Origin of the sequence: Synechococcus sp. BDU 130192 (assembly GCF_963876085.1) — a bacterium.
GTDB lineage: Bacteria > Cyanobacteriota > Cyanobacteriia > Cyanobacteriales > MRBY01 > MRBY01.
Genome location: NZ_CAWNNO010000044.1, coordinates 19,644 through 36,514, shown reverse-complemented (window position 1 = coordinate 36,514; position 16,871 = coordinate 19,644). Strand labels below are relative to the sequence as shown.

Sequence of the window (16,871 nt, the reverse complement as noted above, 5' to 3'; positions counted from 1 at the left end):
GATCTTGTGGCCCTCACGATTCAAAACATAGAAAAGGAGCGACCTGAGTCACTCCCTTTTAGTTTCATAATTACTTTTATTTTGGCAATCGGTGGATTAAGCTCGATTTCCTAGCGCAGCACAGGGTTTTTCATGGATTCTTCCATCGCCATTTGAGGAAGTCCTTGGGATTTCGTGTAGTGGGTCGAGTACAGCAGCGCACCGATGAAGATACCACCACCAATAATGTTACCAATCGTCACAGGCAGGAAATCCCAGAAGACCATATCCATACCAGAGATCGGCGCACCGAGAACCATACCAGTCAAGATAAAGAACATATTGACCACGATGTGCTCCAGGCCGAGGGTGACGAACGCGAAGATCGGGAACCAGCAGCCCATAAATTTACCTGGGACGGACTTACTCACCATGCCCATCATCACAGCCAAACAAACTAGGAAGTTACAGAAAATACCACGGACAATGAAGAGGAAGAAGCCATTGGTGCCCATTTCTTTCACTGCCACGGTCTTGGAGAGGGCGATTTCGATGATTTTTTCACCCACGGGGCTGGGGTCAGCCGTCCCACCATTGGTAAGGGAGAACCCCATCAGCAAGGCCACAAACAAACAACCTAAAAAATTACCCAGATAAACCCAAAGCCAATTATTAATAACTCTGCCAAACCTCACTCGTCTCGCCAACATTGCCGATGTCATCAGCGCAAAGTTGCCAGTGACCAGTTCCATCCCAAAGAGCACGATGGAGGCAAATCCCCAAGGGAAGAGAAGTGCTCCGAGGAATGGCAGACCACTTTGTACAGCGACGGTAACAGCGAGGGTGGTGGCAACGCCAAGGGCCAGACCAGAGTAGAAGCCACGGATGAGCAGATCTTTGACGGAAAGACGTGCTTTTGTTTCGCCTGCTTTGATACTGGCATCTACTAGTTCTTTGGGGATTACGTAATCCATTATTTTCTCCTAATTTAAAACCGATGGGGAAACAAAAGGGTCATTGGTTTTTCTAAAGTCAATGCGCTTTGAGATTAACTTTTAAACCACAGATAAATTGTTCATGAAGAACTTAATTTTACTTTTTTGGAATTTAATTCCAAAAGTTTAGATCTGAATTTTTGTTCTGCTGTGATATTCAGCCAAGAAAGTTTCTTGATCTAAGTCAAAACCAAGCACCACAATATTTTTGAGGAATTCTCCCGAAGAAAAATACTTTTAAATAAAACCAGTCTCCAGCCACAATTGAAGCTTTATTTTCTGACCAACTGCAAAAAATATAGAGGATTCAAATTGTTTAGAAGAAAGTAATCTTTAGTTGGTTTTGCTAAGAAAATAATAATCCTTAGCAAAGTAGAGAATGAGCTACAAAAAATCTTTTTAAAAGAGATTTTGCACGTTCAATAGGTCATAAGTTAAACAAGGAAACCCTGAAAATGTGTAACCAAAGCTACGATTTTTGAGGGCACTTGAGTTCTATGCATGAATTGAATTACGTTTTTACATGAAAAGCACCCAGGCAAGAATGATCGCGGCCATGGGTGTGTTGCAATGGGGTTGTTAGGGCTGACTCGGGTCAGGTTGGAATGATTTGACCTTCTGAATCTAGCGGGGGATAGGGTAATTGGCGATCGCAGTAATGGGCGACAAGTTCAGGGTAGCCCCACTCAAAGACCTTCTGACGGTAGAACTCTGGATCTAGGCGTGGTTGGTCATAAAATCCAGCCTGGAGGCGTTGGCGTTGTGCCTCAAAGAGAATCACCGCTGCGGCCACGGAAACATTGAGGGACTGCACCATCCCTAACATCGGAATGATAATGTGACCATCTACAAGCTCTGCGGCTGTGTCGCTGACCCCCCACCGTTCGGCCCCCATCAAAATTGCTGTGGGCTGCGTGTAGTCAATGGTGCGATAATCAACGGCGCGATCGCTTAAATGGGCCGCATAGATCTTAAAGTTTTGCTGGTGGAGCTGATCGATGGCTACGGTAACGTCAGGGTGACGATTTAAATCAACCCATTTCTCACTGCCTTGGGCCACCTGGGAGTAAGTATCGAGGACATCACCATCTGCGACCTGATTCATTGCATGGACAGCCATCACTCCCACCGCATCACAGGTGCGAATAATCGCGGAAATATTGTGGGGTTTGTGGACATCCTCCATGAGGACAGTGAGGTCAGGTTGACGACGATCTAAGGTTTGGCAAATGCGTTGATATCTTCTCGACAGCACAATCTTATTTTTTTAGCTAACAGCACAGGATCCAGATTTTAGGTGATTTGGGAGAGATTGTCTTCCCAATTTTCCCCATCAAAAAATATAATCTCAAAGACATCTAATAGATTTTCATCTAAACAGCGCAGATTCACATCGATACTATCGGGATGGGAACGGGGTAGATAAAAAGAATGGACGCCACAACGCCGACAAAAAAGGTGGGTTGCTTGGTGGGTATTAAACTGGTAGGCCGTTAGCAGATCTTGTCCTTGGAGTAAATGGAAATCTGCCTGGGGGACAATGATATGGAGAAATCCTTTTTTGCGACAAATAGAACAGTTACAGTCAAGGGCTTGAAAGTTTCTCAAGGCGACTTGGAAGCGAACACCACCACAATGACAGCCACCACCATAACGTTTCGGTGTAGAAAAATTAGACATTGTAAAAACTTCAAATAACAAAACTTGTGGCTTCTCCCTGGGCTGCTTTCCAACTGCGGGCGTCGTAATACAAATCAGCAAGGGTAATGTTATAAAGGGCTTCTTGGAGTTTTTGGTGGAGCCGCTGCCAGAGACTAAAGGTAACCCAATCTTCGGCTTGGTCGGGGTGGGGTTCATGGTGGGGGAGCGGTTCAATGGTTTCACCGATGGCCTGGAGAATTTGACCTAGGGAAATATCTTCGGGTTTCGATAGTAATTGATATCCCCCTTGGGCACCACGGACTGAACGAAGAATTCCGGCTCGACGCATCTCAATCAACAGCTTCTCAAGGTATGGGGCAGGGAGGTTTTGGCGTTTGGCGATCGCCTTTACGGAGGTGGGGCCATAACCGGGTTGCAAACTAATATCGAGTAAAGCTTTAACGCTGTAATGACCTCTAGTGGTTAGCTTCATGGCTACCTTTTTTGAAAAAATTTTGGCATGTTAGGAAAGAATGCGATTATTTTTGCCAAAAAAAATCGTCTTAACCTCTATTTTAAGAGAGAATAATGTAAGATAAACGTGAGAAACAGCTAATTTAAAAGTTTAAGGTGCGCAGCGAAGTAAAAAAAGAATTCGCAGGCTTCATCCCATAACTCTCATTTATCGTCATTCATTCGTAATAAGTAAATGGCTACAAAGAAAAAGATTGAAACATTGACCGGTGATGCACTGCTCGCAAAAGTTAAGGAGCTTGAAAACCACAGTAAAGAAGAAAAAGCAAGAGCTTGCGGCTATTACACGATCACCAAGAATGGGGTTGAACGTGTCAATATGATGAAGTTCTATAACGCTCTCATCGAAGCAGAAGGGGTGCAGTTAGATAGCAATACAAATGCCCAAGGTCGGGGTGGTCGTGCTGCCACCTATCGTATTAGTGTACAGTCCAATGGGAATCTTTTGATTGGGTCTGCCTACACCAAAAAAATGGGACTCCAGCCCGGTGATGAATTTGAAATTTCTTTAGGTCGCAAGCATATTCACCTCAAACAACTGGGTGCCGATGGTGATGATTAAATTTTCCTAGGAATTAATCTGCACAAATCGAGATAGCGATCGCCATGGTGGGGGTCGTTTTTTTGTGGAAATTACCATTGACTGGGGTGATGTTGTTGGAGTCGCTGGCTAAGTTCCGGCCATTCTTGTTTTGCGAGCATCGCGGGGGGAAAGAGATCGCTCGAAAGGCCAACGGCGATCGCCCCGGCTTGGATTAAGTCTGGGCCATTGGTGAGCCTAACGCCCCCAGTGGGAATGAGAGGAATGTGGGGTAAAGGGGCTTGGAGACAACGGATAAAACTAGCGCCACCAACGGCTTTAATGGGAAATACCTTGACGCCGTCACTACCCCAATGCCAGGCCTGGTAGATTTCGCTTGGGGTTAAGGCGCCTAGCACCATGGGAATATCCTGGTGATGGGCAATCTGGATTAACTCCCGGTCACTGTGGGGGCTGAAAGCGAAGGTAGCGCCGCAGGCGATCGCCTCTTTTAAATCTGTGGGCGTGAGGATCGTGCCCGTGCCGATGATTGCCTGGGGAAATTTTTCCCGCAGGGTCGCAATGATGTGGCCAGCTTGATCACTATTCCAGGTGATTTCAATGAGCTTTAATCCCCCGTTAATCGCGGTTTCAGCCATTTTTATCCCCAGTTGCCAGTCCGTGGCCCGAATAACGGCGATCGCCCGGTGTTCTCGGAGTTGTGCAAACCAGCGTTGTTGGAGGGGGGTCATTGCAAATTTGGACAAATGGTCGATGGGGGCTGGGGCTGATCGGAAAAATCTTGCCAACCAGACAGAATACCCTGTAATTCCCCCTTTAGGATCGTCAGGGCGGCCATTTGCTGATTAATTTCTTGGAGTTGCGCTTCTAATAACTCCCTAATTACCCCACAGGGCAAGGTTCCTTGGTCGCGTACTGTCAGGATCTTGCCAATGTCTTCGAGGCTTAAACCGAGGGATTGGGCCCGTTTAATAAATGCCAACCGAGCAAAGACCGCCGCTGAAAAGAGTCGATAACCCTTTGGCGATCGCTCCATCACTGTGGTCAACAACCCCAAATCCGCATAGTAGCGAATCGTTTTTACCGGTAAACCACTCTGTTGGGCCACTGTCCCAATTTTAAGACCATAATCTGCCGTTACCATTAGCGTTGTTTTTCGTTCATCAACTGGGGCAGCGGCACATTTACTTCCGTGGGGGGTAAATAACGACGTGGTAAAACCCGATTGAGATCCCGTTGATCGCGGCGGATACGAGACCAGCGAATGGCGATCGCCCCTAATACAAATCCCAAACCAATGGTAAATAAACCCCAATGCTCATCGACACCCCCAATTACCACCTCAATTAAACCCATCACAATCAAGAAGCTAGACACTGGCTCCTTGCGATATAAACGCTTAACAGTTCGTCGATTGAAACGGGCCATAGAATTTTCCAGGGAAATTTTCCACAGGGGCTGAAAAATAATGAATAATGATCACCTTTAGCTTAACAAATTGGCGCTTCTCCTTGGTTCAGGAGCGGCCCCCAAATCACCGTCTATGTCGGGCAACCTTAGATTTTTGCCTTAAGATACATTTTGACTCTGCGCCCCGGTATTCCCCATGAAACTTTCAACCAAGTTCCTGACGCCATATCTTTTTCTGTTGCCAGCCCTTGCCATTTTGGGCCTAGCAGTGGCTCTCCCAGCCCTCCAAGCGTTTTACCTTAGTTTCACCGAGTACCAATACGACCTGACCCAAACGCCCCGTTGGATCGGCTTTAAAAATTTTGCCCTGCTGCTTCAGGACGATCTATTTTGGAAAACCTTAGGTAATACGGTGCTGTATCTAATTGGGGTCGTGCCGATCTTGGTAAGTTTTTCCTTAGCCTTGGCCATTTTGGTGAACCAAAGTCTCCGGGGGATTACTTGGTTTCGGGCGGCTTTTTATACCCCAGTGATCGTTTCTCTGGTGGTGGCGGGAATTGCCTGGCGCGCCCTGTATGCCTCCAACGGTTTTTTTAATCAACTTCTGAAACAAATCGGTTTAGGGGACGGAATTCCTTGGCTCACGGATCCGAAACTCGCCCTCTGGAGTGTGATGTTGGTGACCATTTGGAAAGGACTGGGCTATTACATGGTGATCTATCTGGCAGGATTGCAGGCGATTTCTCCGGAACTGTATGAAGCAGCTTCCCTAGACGGTTCGGACGGTTGGCGCAAACATTTAGACATTACGGTGCCCTTGATGCGTCCTTACATTTTGCTGGTGTCGGTGATTTCAGCAATTTCGGCGACAAAAGTCTTTGAAGAAATCTATGTGATGACCCAGGGAGGCCCCTTGAACGCTTCAAAAACGGTGGTCTATTACCTCTATGAGCAGGCGTTTCAAAATTTAGAGATTAGCTATGCTTGCACCATTGGCCTAGTCTTGTTTTTGGTGATTTTTGTGTTGTCGATTTTCAACCTTTATCTGTCTCGCCAAACAAACCAGGGGTTTTAAACCAAATTTCCTCAAACTTTCACTCCTAACCCCGCTTGAGCTTACCTTTGATGCGCTGCCAAAAAATTTCTAGTTCTGGTAGTTTCAACAAACTCGCGAGGCCAAAGAAAATGGCTAAGGAAAAGGCGATCGCCACAAATAATTCCAAGCCCTGCACATAGAGGTTTTGGCCGAAACTCAAGGATTCTACTCCCAGAGAAATTCCCCAGCTTACAAATCCAGCGGCGATCGCTGCCCCCGTTAAGCCCAGCAAATTCAAGCCCCATTCTCCCAAGGGCAATCCACCCAGGCGGCGATTTAAGATCCCAAGCATCATGACGATAGAAAAGACATTGACCCCAATCGTGGCAAAGACCAAACCCGGTGTCTGGAATTGGTTTACCAAAATAAAATCTAAAAACGCGTTCAAAAAGATATTAAAAACACTAATCCGCGACGGCGTGACCCCATCCCCCAAGCCATAGAAAACCCGCACCAACACATCCCGTCCCAGGTAGAAAAACATCCCCACTCCATAGGCCATCAGGACCGGGGCAACAATGGCCGTCGCTTCCGCCGCAAAAGCATTGTATTCGTAGATAATCCGGATAATCGTCCGCGCCTGGGAGACAAAAATTGCACTCAGGGGCAACATCGAAAGGGCCGTGAGCAACAAACCCTGACGAATGCGAATCTTTAAATCATCCCAATTTTCTGGGGCCGCCAACCGCGAAAACACAGGCAACAACGGTACCAAAATCATGTTGGAAATAATCCCTAGGGGCGTGAGGACGATGAAATTGGCATAGCGCATCGCCGCCGCCGCACTCTCAATGTAGGAGGCAAAATACATATCCGTATAAACATTGATATGCAGCATTCCCGAAGACAAGGTGGCGGGCAACATCACCCGCATCACATCTTTTACCCCTGGAATATTGAGATCTAACCGGGGCCGCAGGGTACCTAAGCCCGATTTCCACTGAGCAAACACCTGGGCGAGCCACTGCCAAACCGCACCAACGAGGGTCGTTCCAGCCAGGACAATACAGCCCAACTGCATATATTCGGGGGCGCTGGCCTGTTCCCCCAAAATCCAGATCAAGCTGCCGACCCCAATCACCACACTGAGGCTCGAAAACAACGGGCTAATCCCCGGTAGCCAATATTGATCCGAGGCATTTAACACCCCAAAGCCGATACCAATTAGACCCGCAAAGACCGCCAACGGAGCCATGATCTGCAACTGCAAAATCGCCAACTCCCGCACCGTTCCTTCTAAACCTGGGGCTACCAAGTCAATGAAAAATCCCGCAAAGACCACCAGCAAAACGGTGATCAACAGGAGTCCCCCCGTCACCAGGGTAGAAACCGTTTCTACGAGGGGCGCAGCATCTTTTTGATCTCGCTTGGCCAAGATACTCACGAGGGCACTGTGGAACGGCCCATTGATTCCCCCCAAGAGAATGAGCAAAAAGCCCGGAATGATGTAGGCATAGGCATAGGCATCGACCACTGGCCCCACCCCAAACGCCCGGGCGATCGCCTGCTCTCGCACTAGACCGAATACCTTACTAATCAGGGTGGCGATCGCCACAACCCCCGCAATACCAGCTAGCGAACGAGACTTTCGAGGAGAATCAGTCACAATCTTTTAGGAATTTAAAAAACACAATAAAAAGCGAAAAGCTTTCCCATTCTCACCGAGAATGCCTTCTTTGAGAATCACTTGCGGCCCCATCTACCAGAGAAGGTCAATTTTCTGGTAGCTTACTATAAACAATGAAAACTTTAGGATTTTCAAAACCCTATTTGGCATCCTAAGCCCATAAACCCCATTTGCTTGCTGTCTTGGGAGAATTTTAAAAAATGACTATTTTATTCCAACTTGCCCTTGCTGCCCTCGTGGCCCTTTCGTTCCTGATGGTAATTGGTGTCCCCGTTGCCTATGCTTCCCCCACCAACTGGGAACAGTCCAAATCCTTGATTTTTGTCGGTTCCATTGCTTGGACTGTTCTGGTCATTGCCGTCGGTGTCCTGAATTTTTTCGTGATCTAACCACGCATATTCCTATGTTTGGCGATCAGAACGGCCCTGATCTCCCCCAAGGTGCAATCTTCTGCGTTGGCAACCTCAACGTGATTGCACCTTAATTTTTTTATTAATTTCCCCCTTTACACCTTTTCTCTACCAATCCATTATGGCTACCTTTGAAGGAACCTATAACGACAACACCCAAGCGCTCAAATTGGCGATCGTCATCGGTCGTTTCAATGACCTGGTAACAAGCAAGCTCCTCGCAGGCTGCCAAGACTGTCTTCGTCGCCATGGAGTCAATACCGATCCAGAAGGAGCACAAATCGATTACATTTGGGTGCCCGGCTGTTTTGAAATTTCCCTAGTCGCCAAAAAACTAGCCGATTCTGGTAAATACGATGCCATCATTTGTCTTGGGGCGGTGATTCGGGGCGATACTCCCCATTTTGATTACGTTGCGGCTGAAGTTTCCAAGGGAGTTGCGGCGGCGGCATTCCAAACGGGCGTACCGGTTATTTTTGGCGTCCTGACCACAGATACCATGCAGCAGGCCCTCGAACGGGCCGGGATTAAGAATAATCTCGGTTGGGGCTACGCTCTCAGTGCTTTAGAAATGGCGAGTCTGATGGGAAAAATTTAAGCGTTGGGGCGATCGCCAACGGGATCTCAAAAAAAATCAACGAGACCCTTGACATCTTCGTTTTTTCTTGGCATAGTTGTATACGTGCTCAGCACGCAAGCGGGTATAGCTCAGCGGTAGAGCGTCACCTTGCCAAGGTGAATGTCGCGCGTTCGAATCGCGTTACCCGCTTAACTAAAAAACTAATCAAACAATAAAATAACCTCATCATTGGCCTGGTACAATCGTTGCGATTTGCTATAGACTGTCTGGAATATTCGAGCACATTTGTTAAACTGGCTCCGAATCAAAGATTGCGATGAGCCATATCGCTTAATTCGAGCCATGCTTAGAGGATTTCGGCGTGTTTAATTTTGTCAGAAAGTCAGTGTCTCAACCCCTAGAAGACAACACCAATCAATTGCAGAGTGGGTCACAACCTGGGGCTAGCTCTGACCATGACTTACAAGGTGCTGAAAGGGTAGCCATGGACGGGGGAGAATTACCACAAACCATTACAGATAACGGCGCATCACCCCAAAAGCCACAGCGAAAATCAAAAAGACGACGTTGGCGGCTTTGGCTATTGGCGGGACTTGTGCTTGGGGTTGGCAGTGGCAGTTTTCTTATCTACCGGGGCTGGCAGGAACTAGAGGCACTGGTACCGGAAAATGTCGATGAAATCTTAATTTATACACGTCCGGGTACCCTCACCATTCAAGCAGCCGATGGCAGTGTCATTGAAGAGGTAGGGCCTGTTTCCCATGATCGGGTCAAAATCTGGGCCGTACCAACGACTTTAACCGAGGCGTTTATTGCCAGTGAAGACCGACGCTTCTATGAGCATTTTGGGGTGGATTTACAGGGGGTCGCACGGGCCGCCTACATGAACTTTCGGGCAGGCAGAGTTGTAGAAGGGGGCAGTAGCATTACGCAGCAGGTGGCGCGTATTGTCTTTTTGAACCAGGAAATGACCCTAGCGCGTAAGGTCAAGGAAATGCGCTTGGCAACAAAATTAGAAGAACAGTTCTCCAAGGAGCAGATCCTAGAAAGTTATCTAAATTTAGTTTATCTAGGCTCCGGGGCCTATGGTGTCTCGGATGCGGCTTGGGTTTATTTTGGTAAAAATTTAGAAGAATTGACCCTAGGGGAAACGGCGATGATTGCGGGTTTAGCGCCAGCCCCCAGTTTATATTCACCGTTTGTTAATCTCCAGGCGGCGACGGTACGGCGGGATCAGGTGCTAGAGCGGATGTGGGAAGAGGGTTATATTTCCCAGGCCGAGTATGAAACGGCGATCGCCACCCCCATTGAAACGAATCGGCAAACGCCCCAACGTTTACTGCGCAAATACCCCTATTTTGCTGATTATGTGAAGGCAGAACTGAAACGGTACCTTTCCCCAGAGCAGTTGGAAACGGGCAGTTTTGTCATTGAAACGACCTTAAATCCTCAATGGCAGGAGTGGTCAGAGGCGGTTGTGGCGGAAGGAATTACGAACTACGGACGTTATCAACGCTTTGAACAGGCGGCGATGGTGAGCATCGATCCCCGCAGTGGCCAGATTAAAACGATGGTTGGGGGTTTAGATTTTGAAAATAATCAATATAACCGCGTCACCCAAGCCCAACGGCAACCTGGTTCAACCTTCAAAATGTTTGTCTATGCAGCGGCGATCGCCTCTGGGATGTCTCCCAATGCAACCTATGTTGACCAAGAATTTGCCATTGATGGCTACCGTCCGAAAAACTATTCCGGTACCGTCAGCAATCAAGCCGTTTCCCTCACAGAAGCCCTGACAAAATCGATCAACACCATCGCCTTGAGTGTGATGCTTGATGTGGGTTGGGACCCGATCATTAATCTCGCCCACCGCATGGGCGTTGAATCGGAGATGAAGCCCACCTATTCCCTAGCTCTGGGGGCCTGGGAAGTAAATTTACTAGAGCTAACCGCCGCCTATGGCACCCTCGCAAATGGTGGCGCTTATCAGCCTGTGTATGGCATTAGTCGAATTCTTGATCGCAATGGCAAGGTCGTTTACCAAGCGAACCGCAAACCGATCCAAGCTATCGATTCTGATAGTGCCGCCATCATGACCTATATGCTGCGCAATGTCGTGAGTAGCGGTACCGGCAGCCAAGCGAATATTGGTCGTCCAGTGGCCGGGAAAACAGGCACCTCTGATCAGGCGCGAGACCTGTGGTTTATTGGTTACATCCCCCAAATGGTAACAGGGGTTTGGCTCGGCAATGACGATAATAAACCCACCTGGGGAGCCAGTAGTACAGCGGCGCGCCTTTGGGGTGATGCAATGCGTCAAATTGCAGCGGCCATGACGGTGGAAGATTTTCCCAAATTACCAAATTTGAATAATCGCGTCGGTTCTATTGCCGCAGAACCAATCCAAGGGGGCGCGAAAAAAACGAAGGTCGTTGCCACAGATACAGAAGAAAAAACCAGCACCACAAATTCAGAAGCACAAGAGACCACGGAAACATCCTCTGATGAGCGCCCAACCCCAGAGGCAGCGGCGACAACATCGACGAACAATGATAATAAAGCTGTGGTCGACAATGAAATTAAGCCCCCAGCACCGGCCTTTGACTTCACTGATCCGGCGGATACTGTGCCTCCCCTTGCCCCCTTACCGAGGAATAATCGACCTGCATCCACCGCAACGCCACCGAGTCCGCCTGCGGCCCCAAGACCAGCTCCTACGAATGTTGATGTGCCGGCTCCCCCTGTCATTCAAAAGAAGGAAACAGCTCCCTAGGTATTCTGCTCGCCAAAGTAATATCCTTTGCCGTAAATGGTGTGGATTAGAGGGCGATCGCCTTTTGCTTCTACCTTACGTCGTAGCAAGCGTACCAGAGCCGCCAGCACATTACTGCTGGGAGATTCATCGCCATCTTGCCAGAGGTGTTGATAAATTTGCTCGTGGGTCAGGAGTTGAGCTGGGTGCTCCATAAAATAGCTCAGGAGTTGCAACTCCCGATCCGAGAGGCGGATGGCCCGGCCAGCACGGTAGGCCATTTGGTTGGCGATATCTAATTCGAGATCGGCAATCTTTAAACGATTAGGTGGCTCTCCCCCCGGCGATCGCCTTAATAAAGCCCGCACCCGGGCCAGCAGTTCCCGCAACTCAAAGGGCTTGACTAAATAATCATCGGCACCAGCATCCAGACCAGAAACCCGGTCGTCCACCGTATCCTTGGCCGTTAAAAATAAAATAGGCGTTGTGCGGCCTAGCGATCGCACCCGTTGGCAGATTTCAACCCCCGAATATTGCGGCAACATCCAATCCAAAATCAGTAGATCATACTCTTGATCACAGGCCAGTTCTAACCCCTGCTGGCCAGTTTCTGCCAATGCTACGGTATGCCCTTCCCGTTGGAGCACTTGGCTCAGGGCGCCCCGTAATTCCCGTTCATCGTCTACCAACAAAATGCGCATGGTTACTTCCAAAACACCTTGATTCCCATTATTCCCGAAGAAGGAAACCTGACCCAAGGCGATCGCCGACCATTTTCCCAATAAAAAAGGAAGCAGCTTCCATCTACTTCCAACGAATATTCATTATTCTTACTGTTACGACTACTGGGGAGATTTACCTTGTTCTATCACCAGAGTCAGAAAGAGTTTAAATCAAAATCACACCTTACACCGAGGATAAAGCGTTAGATTCCTGTTGCAGCAGGGTAATCAGTTGTTCGTCCCCCTGGGCTTGGGCCGTGCGGATCCGCCGTTCTAAGCTGCGACGCATATTTTCTAGGTGCACACGCCGGGCGTCTTGACCCATTAATTTAGAGAGCTGTGGGACTCGTACCGGACAAGCTGCAGCGGCCGCTTCCTGTTGCTGTTGGGCCGTCGCTTTAACCACAGGTTGCTGAATCGCGTAGGTGCCACCCCGATAGTGGAGGAGTACTGACTCAACATCCGGACGATCAACTGTTTGCGTTACACAGTGTCGCCGCACCGTTTGTCCACGATAACGACCCAAGATATCCCCTTCTGTCACTTCTAAGGTTGCGGGAAGAGAATCATAGGAAACACCACGATATGTCAATTTCATAGAGATTTCCTCACTGTGCCTCAAAACTTTTTTCTGTAACTATTGTTACATTAATTCCTAAATTTTCTCGAAAAAATCAGAAAAACTTAAGGATTCTACTTAGATTGCGTATAACCAAACCACAAAAAAGGAGCCCGAAAGCTCCTCTTGGCATCTTAGGTTTAATTAACGTTAGGGTTATCGACAGGCTATAGATTGGTCACAGTTAACCAGGTTGCTTGGCTAGTTCCAAAGGTTTTGCCGCTTTACTGACGGCCACTTTACCTTCTTCATTGATGTCGACGATCGCCGTATCACCAGAACCAACGCGGCCAGAAAGAATTTCCTCAGCGAGGACATCCTCTAACAGGCGCATAATCGCGCGACGTAATGGACGGGCACCATAGGATGGGTTGTAGCCTTCTTCCACGAGTCGCTCCTTAAACTTGTCGGTAACTTGCAACTCAATTTCCTGCTCAGTCAGGCGCTTGAAGACGTCCTTAAGGAGGATTTCGGAGATTTCTTTAACCTCTTCTTTGTTGAGTTGGCGGAAGACAATAATCTCATCGAGACGGTTGAGGAACTCTGGACGGAAGTATTGCTTGAGTTCTTCGTTGACCAGGGAACGGATCCGGTTGTACTGGGATTCTGCCGCATCTTCGCCAAATTCGAAGCCGAGGCCACCGCCACCTTTTTCAATGACCTTAGAGCCAATGTTGGAGGTCAGGATAATCAAGGTGTTTTTGAAGTCCACGGTGCGCCCCTTCGCGTCGGTCAAACGTCCATCTTCAAGGATTTGCAGCAGCATGTTGAAGATGTCGGGGTGGGCTTTCTCGATTTCGTCAAAGAGAATGACTGTGTAAGGGCGACGACGGACGGCTTCGGTTAACTGACCCCCTTCGTTGTAGCCGACGTAGCCGGGAGGGGAACCAATTAATTTAGAAACGGTGTGCCGCTCCATGAACTCGGACATGTCGAGGCGAATCATCGCATCTTCAGAACCGAAGAAGTAGGCAGCTAAAGCCTTGGTTAATTCGGTTTTACCAACCCCAGTGGGGCCAGAGAAGACGAAGCTGGCAATGGGGCGGTTGGGGTTTTTCAAGCCAACACGGGCCCGGCGAATGGCGCGGGATACAGCTTTCACGGCATCCTCTTGACCAATGAGCCGCTGGTGCAGGGTATCCTCCATGTTGAGCAGTTTGGTGGATTCGCTCTCGGTGAGTTTGTTGAGAGGAACGCCTGTCCAAGAGGCGACGATGTGGGCGATTTCTTCAGCATCAACCACGGCATCGATGTCGCTATTTTTCTCTTTTTGGCTGGCGGCGATCGCCCGAATTTCGGTTTTGATTTCCATTTCGCGATCGCGCAGTTCACCCGCTTTATCAAAGTCTTGGGAGCGCACCGCTTCATCCTTTTGCTTCAGGACATCGCGCAATTCTTTATCGAGTTCCTTGGCTTCGGGGGGCAGTTGGGAATTGATCAACCGAACACGGGAACCCGCTTCATCGATCAAGTCAATGGCTTTGTCGGGCAGGAAGCGATCGCTTATATAACGGTCGGCTAATTTTGCCGCTGCATCAAGGGCTTCATCTAAAATTTTAAGCTTGTGGTGCTGTTCATAGCGTTCCCGCAGACCAAAGAGAATCTCAATGGTTTCTTCGACGGAAGGTTCACCGACCATTACGGGCTGGAAACGCCGCTCAAGGGCCGCATCCCGCTCAATGTGTTTACGATATTCATCAAGGGTGGTGGCACCGATACATTGCAGTTCACCACGGGCGAGGGCAGGCTTGAGGATATTGGCGGCATCAATCGCCCCTTCCGCAGCACCCGCACCGATTAGGGTATGAACTTCGTCAATCACCAGGATCACATTCCCGGCTTGGCGAATTTCGTCCATGATTTTTTTGAGGCGTTCTTCAAATTCACCCCGGTATTTCGTGCCCGCAACCAGCAAACCAATGTCGAGGGTGACAACGCGCTTTTCTTCGAGGATGTCAGGCACATCCCCATTGGAAATTCTTTGGGCAAGACCTTCGGCGATCGCCGTTTTCCCGACCCCTGGTTCGCCAATCAGTACCGGATTATTTTTCGTGCGGCGACCAAGGATTTGAATTACCCGTTCAATTTCATTTTGACGACCAACGACGGGATCAAGCTTACTGTCTTTGGCCAGTTGGGTCAGATTCGAGCCAAACTCATCTAGGGTCGGTGTCTTATTACTCCGGGAAGAACCGCCACCCGCTGCGACTTCTGCGGTCTCACCGAGCATCCGGATTACCTGGGTACGTACCTTGGAGAGGTCAACCCCTAAATTTTCGAGGACTCTGGCAGCAACTCCTTCCCCTTCACGGATTAAGCCTAGTAACAAATGCTCCGTACCAATATAGTTGTGACCCAATTGGCGAGCTTCTTCGAGGGAGAGTTCTAAGACCCGTTTTGCCCTGGGCGTGAACGGAATTTCAACGGCCACAAAGCCAGAACCCCGCCCGATAATTTTCTCTACCTCAATGCGGGCATCCTTGAGATTAACCCCCATAGACCGGAGTACCTTAGCGGCAACGCCAGTCCCCTCACCAATGAGACCGAGGAGGATTTGCTCCGTACCAACGAAGTTGTGACCAAGGCGACGCGCTTCCTCTTGGGCGAGCATAATCACCTTAATAGCTTTTTCTGTGAAGCGTTCAAACATGACCTGTTTTTTACCTGCTGCTAGTCCCTATGTAGAGTTGATTCTAGCACAGGGGAAATTTTTGGTTGATGCCTAGAACAATTGATTCTGATACGGTTTCTCCCCCTTGGCAAGCTCTGGTAACATTCGCTACGAACCGACGTTAACGGCGGAAACAGTGAGGCCATACAGGAGCCCAATTTTGAAGACATGCATCAGTTGAAATAAGAGTCGGCTCTGGGGCGCAGTGGGGTTTGTGGCCGCTTTTTGGGCAATGGTTTGGCGATCGCCTTGCCTGTAGTAGAGAAAGTTGATCACTTCAGCCAAAAAAATGATCCCAATGGCAACTATCGGATCCCAAGCCATGGCTTGGCCGACAGCCGGCGGAAAAACCGTCGCAACAAAGTTTCCAAAAAGGAGAAAAATGGCGAGCAAGGCCATCTTGCGCCATGGATTTTGAAAAAAACTGGTAAATTGCCCAAGGGTTTCCCCCAGGAGGAGATTGAGTCGGGTGCGTTGCATAGGTCACGTCGGGAGCGGTGAGGACATTATTTATTCAATCGATCGAGGAGCCAGAGGGCAATGACAATCCCGGTGAAATGGGAGGCGATCGTGTGGGTATTCGCCAGGATGATAAATAGATCTTTCGGTTGAATGAGCTGGGATGTATTGGAAAAAACGGCCCCCTGGGGAATGGTCAAGGATTTCCCTAGGACGAGCCCCACAAAGGCTTCGGCACCAATGATCGCAAACATCATACCCAGGAGGTTAGCCAAGAGACCAAATTTAATGGTTTGAATGGTGTAGGATTTCTTGGGCCGGAGGGAGCTATCACCCGCGAGCATCAGTCGGGCAATGGTTTTGTAGCGGAAGAAGAAAAAGATACTCACGATGAGGGCAATGAGACCGCCGGCAGCACAGAATAGCCCAAAGCTGCTTCCCTGGCTAAAGCGAATATCTTGGTTGGCGTTGGTGGCATCACTGCCGACTAGGCTCGCACTGGCAAAGAGGAGAATTAGCGCTGCGACAACACCGAGGATAATCTGTACCCAGAAGCCAATATTACCGGCGAGTTTGAGGGTGGCCGAGGCTCTGAGGATGGCGGCGGGGATCGATGCGCCCGCTAAAGCACCGTAGGAATCACGTTTCATAGGAGTTTGTGGTGATGGGGTTATGTCTGCAGGGTCAGAATTTGCTTTTGCTCCATTCTCTTATATCAACTGTTGGGTTGCCAAAAGGGAAAAGGCGATCGCCCCTAACTCTAACCAACACTCCCTTGTCTAGCATTTGATGCCTATCACCAAGATCAATGGTGACCAAACAGCCGGAAACAAAC

Annotated in this window: 18 protein-coding genes and 1 tRNA gene; 6 read left to right on the top strand and 13 right to left on the bottom strand. The window is 48.9% G+C overall.

What is annotated here, in order from left to right:
• Positions 1 to 110: 110 nt before the first annotated feature.
• The 4 genes from AACT35_RS10220 to AACT35_RS10205 all read right to left on the bottom strand — a co-directional run bounded on the left by AACT35_RS10220 (position 111) and on the right by AACT35_RS10205 (position 3,108).
• Positions 111 to 953 carry a formate/nitrite transporter family protein gene (locus AACT35_RS10220; RefSeq protein ID WP_012305764.1) on the bottom strand — a complete coding sequence of 281 codons (843 nt, stop codon included), beginning with the start codon at positions 951 to 953 and terminating at the stop codon, positions 111 to 113.
• Between the two features lie 616 nt (positions 954 to 1,569).
• A complete protein-coding gene (gene trmH, locus AACT35_RS10215) occupies positions 1,570 to 2,229 on the bottom strand; it encodes a tRNA (guanosine(18)-2'-O)-methyltransferase TrmH (RefSeq protein ID WP_099239846.1) in 660 nt (219 codons plus the stop codon).
• Positions 2,230 to 2,267: 38 nt separating this feature from the next.
• Entirely contained in the window at positions 2,268 to 2,654 is a 387-nt protein-coding gene (locus AACT35_RS10210; RefSeq protein WP_065709872.1) for a GFA family protein, read from the bottom strand.
• A gap of 10 nt (positions 2,655 to 2,664) precedes the next feature.
• Positions 2,665 to 3,108, bottom strand: a complete 444-nt coding sequence (locus AACT35_RS10205) for an Rrf2 family transcriptional regulator (RefSeq protein ID WP_012305767.1) — start codon at positions 3,106 to 3,108, stop codon at positions 2,665 to 2,667.
• A gap of 216 nt (positions 3,109 to 3,324) precedes the next feature.
• Here AACT35_RS10205 and AACT35_RS10200 point away from each other — a divergent pair, with 216 nt between their 5' ends.
• Entirely contained in the window at positions 3,325 to 3,711 is a 387-nt protein-coding gene (locus AACT35_RS10200) for an AbrB family transcriptional regulator (protein ID WP_012305768.1), read from the top strand.
• Between the two features lie 71 nt (positions 3,712 to 3,782).
• On the opposite strand, the gene AACT35_RS10195 is transcribed toward AACT35_RS10200, so the two are convergent.
• From AACT35_RS10195 to AACT35_RS10185, 3 genes are read right to left on the bottom strand one after another with little or no spacing between them, the layout of a single operon-like run.
• Positions 3,783 to 4,421, bottom strand: coding sequence for a bifunctional 4-hydroxy-2-oxoglutarate aldolase/2-dehydro-3-deoxy-phosphogluconate aldolase (locus AACT35_RS10195; RefSeq protein WP_099239844.1), 639 nt, complete (start codon positions 4,419 to 4,421; stop codon positions 3,783 to 3,785).
• Positions 4,418 to 4,834 carry a heavy metal-responsive transcriptional regulator gene (locus AACT35_RS10190; protein ID WP_099239842.1) on the bottom strand — a complete coding sequence of 139 codons (417 nt, stop codon included), beginning with the start codon at positions 4,832 to 4,834 and terminating at the stop codon, positions 4,418 to 4,420. The genes AACT35_RS10195 and AACT35_RS10190 overlap by 4 nt, the downstream gene beginning before the upstream one ends.
• Entirely contained in the window at positions 4,834 to 5,118 is a 285-nt protein-coding gene (locus AACT35_RS10185; RefSeq protein ID WP_099239840.1) for a hypothetical protein, read from the bottom strand. Before AACT35_RS10185 ends, AACT35_RS10190 begins: the two co-directional genes overlap by 1 nt.
• A 178-nt stretch (positions 5,119 to 5,296) precedes the next feature.
• Here AACT35_RS10185 and AACT35_RS10180 point away from each other — a divergent pair, with 178 nt between their 5' ends.
• Positions 5,297 to 6,175: a carbohydrate ABC transporter permease gene (locus AACT35_RS10180; RefSeq protein ID WP_099239838.1), complete on the top strand. Its 879-nt coding sequence runs from the start codon at positions 5,297 to 5,299 to the stop codon at positions 6,173 to 6,175.
• A gap of 25 nt (positions 6,176 to 6,200) precedes the next feature.
• On the opposite strand, the gene murJ is transcribed toward AACT35_RS10180, so the two are convergent.
• Positions 6,201 to 7,802, bottom strand: coding sequence for a murein biosynthesis integral membrane protein MurJ (gene murJ, locus AACT35_RS10175; protein WP_099239836.1), 1,602 nt, complete (start codon positions 7,800 to 7,802; stop codon positions 6,201 to 6,203).
• A 221-nt stretch (positions 7,803 to 8,023) separates the two neighbouring features.
• Here murJ and psbZ point away from each other — a divergent pair, with 221 nt between their 5' ends.
• The 4 genes from psbZ to AACT35_RS10155 all read left to right on the top strand — a co-directional run bounded on the left by psbZ (position 8,024) and on the right by AACT35_RS10155 (position 11,586).
• Positions 8,024 to 8,212: a photosystem II reaction center protein PsbZ gene (gene psbZ / locus AACT35_RS10170; protein WP_012305774.1), complete on the top strand. Its 189-nt coding sequence runs from the start codon at positions 8,024 to 8,026 to the stop codon at positions 8,210 to 8,212.
• Between the two features lie 142 nt (positions 8,213 to 8,354).
• Positions 8,355 to 8,831, top strand: a complete 477-nt coding sequence (ribH, locus tag AACT35_RS10165) for a 6,7-dimethyl-8-ribityllumazine synthase (RefSeq protein WP_012305775.1) — start codon at positions 8,355 to 8,357, stop codon at positions 8,829 to 8,831.
• A gap of 99 nt (positions 8,832 to 8,930) precedes the next feature.
• Positions 8,931 to 9,002: transfer RNA gene (locus AACT35_RS10160), tRNA-Gly, on the top strand.
• Positions 9,003 to 9,198: 196 nt separating this feature from the next.
• Complete coding sequence (locus AACT35_RS10155) at positions 9,199 to 11,586, top strand: transglycosylase domain-containing protein (protein WP_254048036.1); 2,388 nt, start codon at positions 9,199 to 9,201, stop codon at positions 11,584 to 11,586.
• On the opposite strand, the gene rppA is transcribed toward AACT35_RS10155, so the two are convergent.
• The 5 genes from rppA to AACT35_RS10130 form a co-directional block, all read right to left on the bottom strand.
• On the bottom strand, positions 11,583 to 12,266 hold the full coding sequence (gene rppA, locus AACT35_RS10150) for a two-component system response regulator RppA (RefSeq protein ID WP_030006723.1): 684 nt from the start codon (positions 12,264 to 12,266) through the stop codon (positions 11,583 to 11,585). The two genes, AACT35_RS10155 and rppA, sit on opposite strands and share 4 nt — an antisense overlap.
• Before the next feature lie 205 nt (positions 12,267 to 12,471).
• Positions 12,472 to 12,885 (bottom strand): DUF4278 domain-containing protein, encoded by a 414-nt coding sequence (locus tag AACT35_RS10145; protein ID WP_012305778.1) that lies wholly within the window; start codon positions 12,883 to 12,885, stop codon positions 12,472 to 12,474.
• Positions 12,886 to 13,090: 205 nt separating this feature from the next.
• Complete coding sequence (locus AACT35_RS10140) at positions 13,091 to 15,556, bottom strand: ATP-dependent Clp protease ATP-binding subunit (protein ID WP_062431746.1); 2,466 nt, start codon at positions 15,554 to 15,556, stop codon at positions 13,091 to 13,093.
• Between the two features lie 129 nt (positions 15,557 to 15,685).
• On the bottom strand, positions 15,686 to 16,057 hold the full coding sequence (locus AACT35_RS10135) for a DUF565 domain-containing protein (protein ID WP_099239832.1): 372 nt from the start codon (positions 16,055 to 16,057) through the stop codon (positions 15,686 to 15,688).
• A gap of 26 nt (positions 16,058 to 16,083) precedes the next feature.
• A complete protein-coding gene (locus AACT35_RS10130) occupies positions 16,084 to 16,686 on the bottom strand; it encodes a DUF3611 family protein (protein ID WP_012305781.1) in 603 nt (200 codons plus the stop codon).
• Positions 16,687 to 16,871: the final 185 nt, after the last annotated feature.

What these genes read in the sequence shown, in the direction of transcription:
- AACT35_RS10220 (WP_012305764.1), bottom strand. Translation starts at nt 953, where the DNA reads ATGGATTACGTAATCCCCAAAGAACTAGTAGATGCCAGTATCAAAGCA.
- AACT35_RS10210 (WP_065709872.1), bottom strand. Translation starts at nt 2,654, where the DNA reads ATGTCTAATTTTTCTACACCGAAACGTTATGGTGGTGGCTGTCATTGT.
- AACT35_RS10205 (WP_012305767.1), bottom strand. Translation starts at nt 3,108, where the DNA reads ATGAAGCTAACCACTAGAGGTCATTACAGCGTTAAAGCTTTACTCGAT.
- AACT35_RS10200 (WP_012305768.1), top strand. Translation starts at nt 3,325, where the DNA reads ATGGCTACAAAGAAAAAGATTGAAACATTGACCGGTGATGCACTGCTC.
- AACT35_RS10195 (WP_099239844.1), bottom strand. Translation starts at nt 4,421, where the DNA reads ATGACCCCCCTCCAACAACGCTGGTTTGCACAACTCCGAGAACACCGG.
- AACT35_RS10190 (WP_099239842.1), bottom strand. Translation starts at nt 4,834, where the DNA reads ATGGTAACGGCAGATTATGGTCTTAAAATTGGGACAGTGGCCCAACAG.
- AACT35_RS10185 (WP_099239840.1), bottom strand. Translation starts at nt 5,118, where the DNA reads ATGGCCCGTTTCAATCGACGAACTGTTAAGCGTTTATATCGCAAGGAG.
- AACT35_RS10180 (WP_099239838.1), top strand. Translation starts at nt 5,297, where the DNA reads ATGAAACTTTCAACCAAGTTCCTGACGCCATATCTTTTTCTGTTGCCA.
- psbZ (WP_012305774.1), top strand. Translation starts at nt 8,024, where the DNA reads ATGACTATTTTATTCCAACTTGCCCTTGCTGCCCTCGTGGCCCTTTCG.
- ribH (WP_012305775.1), top strand. Translation starts at nt 8,355, where the DNA reads ATGGCTACCTTTGAAGGAACCTATAACGACAACACCCAAGCGCTCAAA.
- rppA (WP_030006723.1), bottom strand. Translation starts at nt 12,266, where the DNA reads ATGCGCATTTTGTTGGTAGACGATGAACGGGAATTACGGGGCGCCCTG.
- AACT35_RS10145 (WP_012305778.1), bottom strand. Translation starts at nt 12,885, where the DNA reads ATGAAATTGACATATCGTGGTGTTTCCTATGATTCTCTTCCCGCAACC.
- AACT35_RS10140 (WP_062431746.1), bottom strand. Translation starts at nt 15,556, where the DNA reads ATGTTTGAACGCTTCACAGAAAAAGCTATTAAGGTGATTATGCTCGCC.
- AACT35_RS10135 (WP_099239832.1), bottom strand. Translation starts at nt 16,057, where the DNA reads ATGCAACGCACCCGACTCAATCTCCTCCTGGGGGAAACCCTTGGGCAA.
- AACT35_RS10130 (WP_012305781.1), bottom strand. Translation starts at nt 16,686, where the DNA reads ATGAAACGTGATTCCTACGGTGCTTTAGCGGGCGCATCGATCCCCGCC.